This is a genomic window from Pontibacter sp. HJ8, assembly GCF_054824225.1.
Genome location: NZ_JSYF01000576.1, coordinates 1 through 4027, shown reverse-complemented (window position 1 = coordinate 4027; position 4027 = coordinate 1). Strand labels below are relative to the sequence as shown.

Genomic DNA, 4027 nt, shown 5'->3' with positions numbered 1-4027 from the left:
GTCTCCTTTTTTGTAATCGATGCAGGCCTCGTATTTGCCCGGAGTTTCGATGTAGCGCAACGCCTGCGTTGCCCCGACTTCTGATGTAAAGAAACCCAGCATGGTCAGCTCTTTCATCATCCGGAAATAATGGCTTGGCTGCTCAGGCTTCTTTTCGGTCATGTACTTTTTCTGTTCGGCATCCAGTCCAGTCAGCAGGGCGGTGCGTTGCGCGGCGTCCAGCTTCATAAACTTTTTGTCAAACTTCTTGGTACTTGCATCGTCCAGTTTTTTGAGTCCGTCCAGGAAAACCTCCTGGTCCTCTTTCTTGTAACAGTCCTGCACCATGACAGCCATGAAGGCGCCTACGTTGGCTGCCTTGGCCCCCGGTGTGCTGGTAGCAGGAAGGATCGTTTCGCCTACCTCATCCAGCACCGCCACCTGGTCCTGGTCAAACAGATTGTTCACCTTCGTGGGCTTGGATGTACAGGACACCAGCAGTTCGGCACTTACGACAGCACCGCCCAATATCCAGCCTACCGCTGAAATGGCTTCTCTTCTATTCATAGATTATAGTTTACAGATAATCAACAGTTAAAATGAATCGCTTCTATACTTACTTCATGCGAAAGCTTATACCTGCCGCGTCAGACTTTTAAGGTATAGCCGTTGCGGTATTCGCGTTTGACAAACTGGTTCACGTCATCAAAGTTGGTGACCCGCATGTTCTGGTTATCCCACACCAGTTTGATATTGCGGCCCGGATAGTCAAAGTCCCCGCCGTTCGCTTTGGGCTTGCGTATATCGTGGCCCCGGATCGCGAGGTTCGCCATCAGCAAGGCTTCTGTCAAAGGCCCTGCGATCTCAAACGGGGAACTCAGCTCCTTTTTGCCAGGACCGGCAATACAGGCTTCCACCCACTGGTTGTAGTGGCCTCCTGCGCTTCCAGGTACACGGGCAATTCTCTGTGGTACTTTTACCTCCGCCGTACGGGAAGTAGGCAGCAGCTGCGGATTCTCGGAATACGTGCCCGCCATCATTTTGCCTTTGGTGCCGACGAACAACACCCCGTTGCCCCCATCCCCGAATACCTCGTTCGGCCCCAGCTCTTCCGGGCGCGGCGGCTGTATGCCACCGTCCATCCAGTGCAGAGTCACGGGTCCATCTGTCTTTTTTGTTTTGGGAAAATTCAGCGTGACATGGCTCGATGGCGGACAGCTCTCCGGGAAATAGCCCCGCTGGAATTCGTCCACATACACACTGCCGACACTGGCCTGCACATCATTGGCATACTGCAAACCCAGTACGCTGAAAGGTGCATCGACCAGGTGACAGCCCATGTCTCCGAGGGCGCCCGTACCATAGTCCCACCAGCCCCGCCAGTTAAACGGCACCAGCTTTTCGACATAATCTTTGTACGGGGCCGTCCCCAGCCACAGGTCCCAGTTCAGTTCTTTGGGCACTTGCGCTTTGGCTGCAGGCCAGGGTATACCTTGTGGCCAGACAGGACGGTTGGTCCAGGCGTAGACGGTATGCACATTTCCGATCGCGCCGCCATCGTACCACTCGCGCAGCTGGCGGATACCATCTCCGGAGGCACCCTGGTTTCCCATCTGCGTAACCACCTTGTAGCGTTTGGCGGCATCGGTGAGTACCCGGGCCTCGTAAATGTCATGGGTCAGGGGCTTTTGCACATAGACATGCTTGCCCATCTGCATGGCAGCCAGGGCAACGACCGCATGGTTATGATCCGGAGTCGAAACCGTGACAGCGTCAAATTTCTTGCCTTGCTTATCGAAGAGTTCACGCCAGTCTTTGTAGTACTTAGCTTTGGGGAATAGTTCAACGGCTTTGGCCGCCCTTCTGTCATCCACATCGCACAGGTAACCGATGCTAGCCTTGCCACTTTGGAATACACCATTCACGTCATTGAATCCCATACCGCCTACACCGATACCAGCTACGATCAGCCGGTCGCTGGGCGCCAGAAAGCCTTTGCCACCCAGCACATGCCGGGGCACGATCATAAAGCCCGCAGCAGCCAGCGCACCGGCCTTCAGAAAATTGCGGCGGGACTCGTTGGGAGAAGCAGTAGTGGATTCCTTTTCAGCCATGACTTGCAAAGATTAGGGGTTATACAAACACTGACAGTTTTCTCAAAGGTATGCTACTTATATGTTCTGTTTTTTCAGTTCACTCACGGCATGGTCTACGGCCCGGGCAGTCATCGCCATGTAGGTCAGGGAAGGGTTCTGGCAACCACCGGATGCCATGAAGGAGCCGTCGGTCACATATACGTTTTTAGCGTCCCATACCTGGTTGAATCCATTCAGCACCGAGGTCTTCGGATCTCTTCCCATACGCGCCGTGCCCATTTCATGGATGCCCTGCCCCATGGCATAACCGGCATCGAACGTTTTCACGTCTTTTAACCCGGCCTTCTCCAGCATTTCCTTTGCGTCTTCGGCCATGTCCTTGCGCATTTTGGTTTCATTGTCTTTTATTTCGCAGTCAATGTCCAATACCGGCAGTCCCCACTTGTCCTTCTTTTCCCGGTTGAGCGTTACCTTGTTCTCATGATAAGGCAGGATCTCACCGAAAGCCGTGATGCCCATGTTCCAGCCCCCCGGTTCACAGAGCGCGTCCTTCAGTTCACCTCCGATGTTCATCTCGGCGATCTCGCGGCTCCAACCTTCTCTGCCTGCTCCCCCCTGGTAGCCAAAGCCACGGATATAGTCCCGTTTCTCGCCGTCCAGGTTGCGGAATCGTGGAATGTAGATGCCATTCGGACGCCGGCCATAGTAATACTTATCTTCATATCCTTCTGCCCTGCCCGAAGCTCCGATACGGAAATGGTGGTCCATCAGGTTATGACCGAGCACACCACTGCTGCTTCCGAGCCCGCCTTCCCATACATCCGTAGCTGAGTTCATCAGCACCCAGGTAGAGTTGAGCGTGGAGGCATTCAGGAAAACCACTTTGGCCAGGTACTCATACGTTTGGTTGGTCTCCGCATCCAGTACTTCCACCCCTTTTGCCTTTTTGGTGTCCTTGTCATAGAGGATCTTGGTCACGATGGAGAAAGGACGGAGCGTCAGATTGCCGGTAGCCATGGCTGCCGGCAGCGTAGCAGATTGTGTACTGAAATAGGCACCGTACGGGCAGCCCAGCCAACACTTGTTGCGGTACTGGCAGTTGGCCCTGTTTTCTTTCGGTTGGGTGATGTTCGCCACACGCCCGATGATCATATGGCGGTTGCCTTTGTAATGTGATTTCAGGCGGGCCGCTACGTCCTTCTCCACGCAGTTCATCTCCATCGGAGGCATGAAATCCCCGTCTGGCAGGTGTGGTATACCATCCCTGGAGCCACTGATGCCGGCAAACTTTTCGACGTAGCTGTACCAGGGCGCAATGTCCTTGTAGCGGATCGGCCAATCTGTCCCGATACCATCCTTGGCATTGGCTTCAAAGTCAATATCGGCTAGCCGGTAGCTTTGGCGGCCCCACATAAGCGAGCGGCCTCCTACCTGGTAGCCCCGGAACCAGTCAAAACGCTTGGTTTCGGTATAGGGGCTTTCTTTTTCATTCACCCAGAAGTTCAGGTTCATTTCGTTGAGCGGGTAGTCCCGTTTCAGAACCGGATAGTTTTCTATCATCTCCTGCGTGCGGCCACCCCTGTGCGGAAAATCCCAGGGATGTTTCGTAGCGTTTACGTAGTCCTTTACATGTTCTATGTTCTTGCCACGTTCCAGCAATATCGTCTTCAATCCTTTTTCAGTGAGTTCCTTGGCAGCCCAGCCACCCGAGATTCCTGATCCGATGACAATTGCATCATAAACATTTTCAGCCATAACAAGATATAATTAGCTTTTAAGTAGATATCAAATTTCAATCCTATGGCTGTCATGCAGCAACAGGTAAAATGATGGTAAAGACAAGCGGGAATTGAAAGATTAATGATATCTTTTTTGAATTAAAAAAGCAAATTCCAGATACGAATAATCAACTATACCAGCATCCGCAGATGTATTTGCCATCTTCTAAAATA

Annotated in this window: 3 protein-coding genes; all 3 read right to left on the bottom strand. The window is 52.7% G+C overall.

Annotated elements, in window-relative coordinates; all coding sequences use genetic code 11:
* On the bottom strand, window positions 1–546 hold a 546-nt coding region (locus tag OB13_RS19545), incomplete at its 3' end, for a gluconate 2-dehydrogenase subunit 3 family protein (protein WP_461491865.1).
* A gap of 80 nt (window positions 547–626) precedes the next feature.
* Window positions 627–2093 (bottom strand): Gfo/Idh/MocA family protein, encoded by a 1467-nt coding sequence (locus OB13_RS19540; RefSeq protein ID WP_461491864.1) that lies wholly within the window; start codon window positions 2091–2093, stop codon window positions 627–629.
* A gap of 57 nt (window positions 2094–2150) precedes the next feature.
* The gene (locus tag OB13_RS19535) at window positions 2151–3830 is read right to left on the bottom strand and encodes a GMC oxidoreductase (RefSeq protein ID WP_461491863.1); all 1680 of its coding nucleotides are present in this window, start codon (window positions 3828–3830) and stop codon (window positions 2151–2153) included.
* Window positions 3831–4027: the final 197 nt, after the last annotated feature.

What these genes read in the sequence shown, in the direction of transcription:
- OB13_RS19535 (WP_461491863.1), bottom strand. Translation starts at nt 3,830, where the DNA reads ATGGCTGAAAATGTTTATGATGCAATTGTCATCGGATCAGGAATCTCG.
- OB13_RS19540 (WP_461491864.1), bottom strand. Translation starts at nt 2,093, where the DNA reads ATGGCTGAAAAGGAATCCACTACTGCTTCTCCCAACGAGTCCCGCCGC.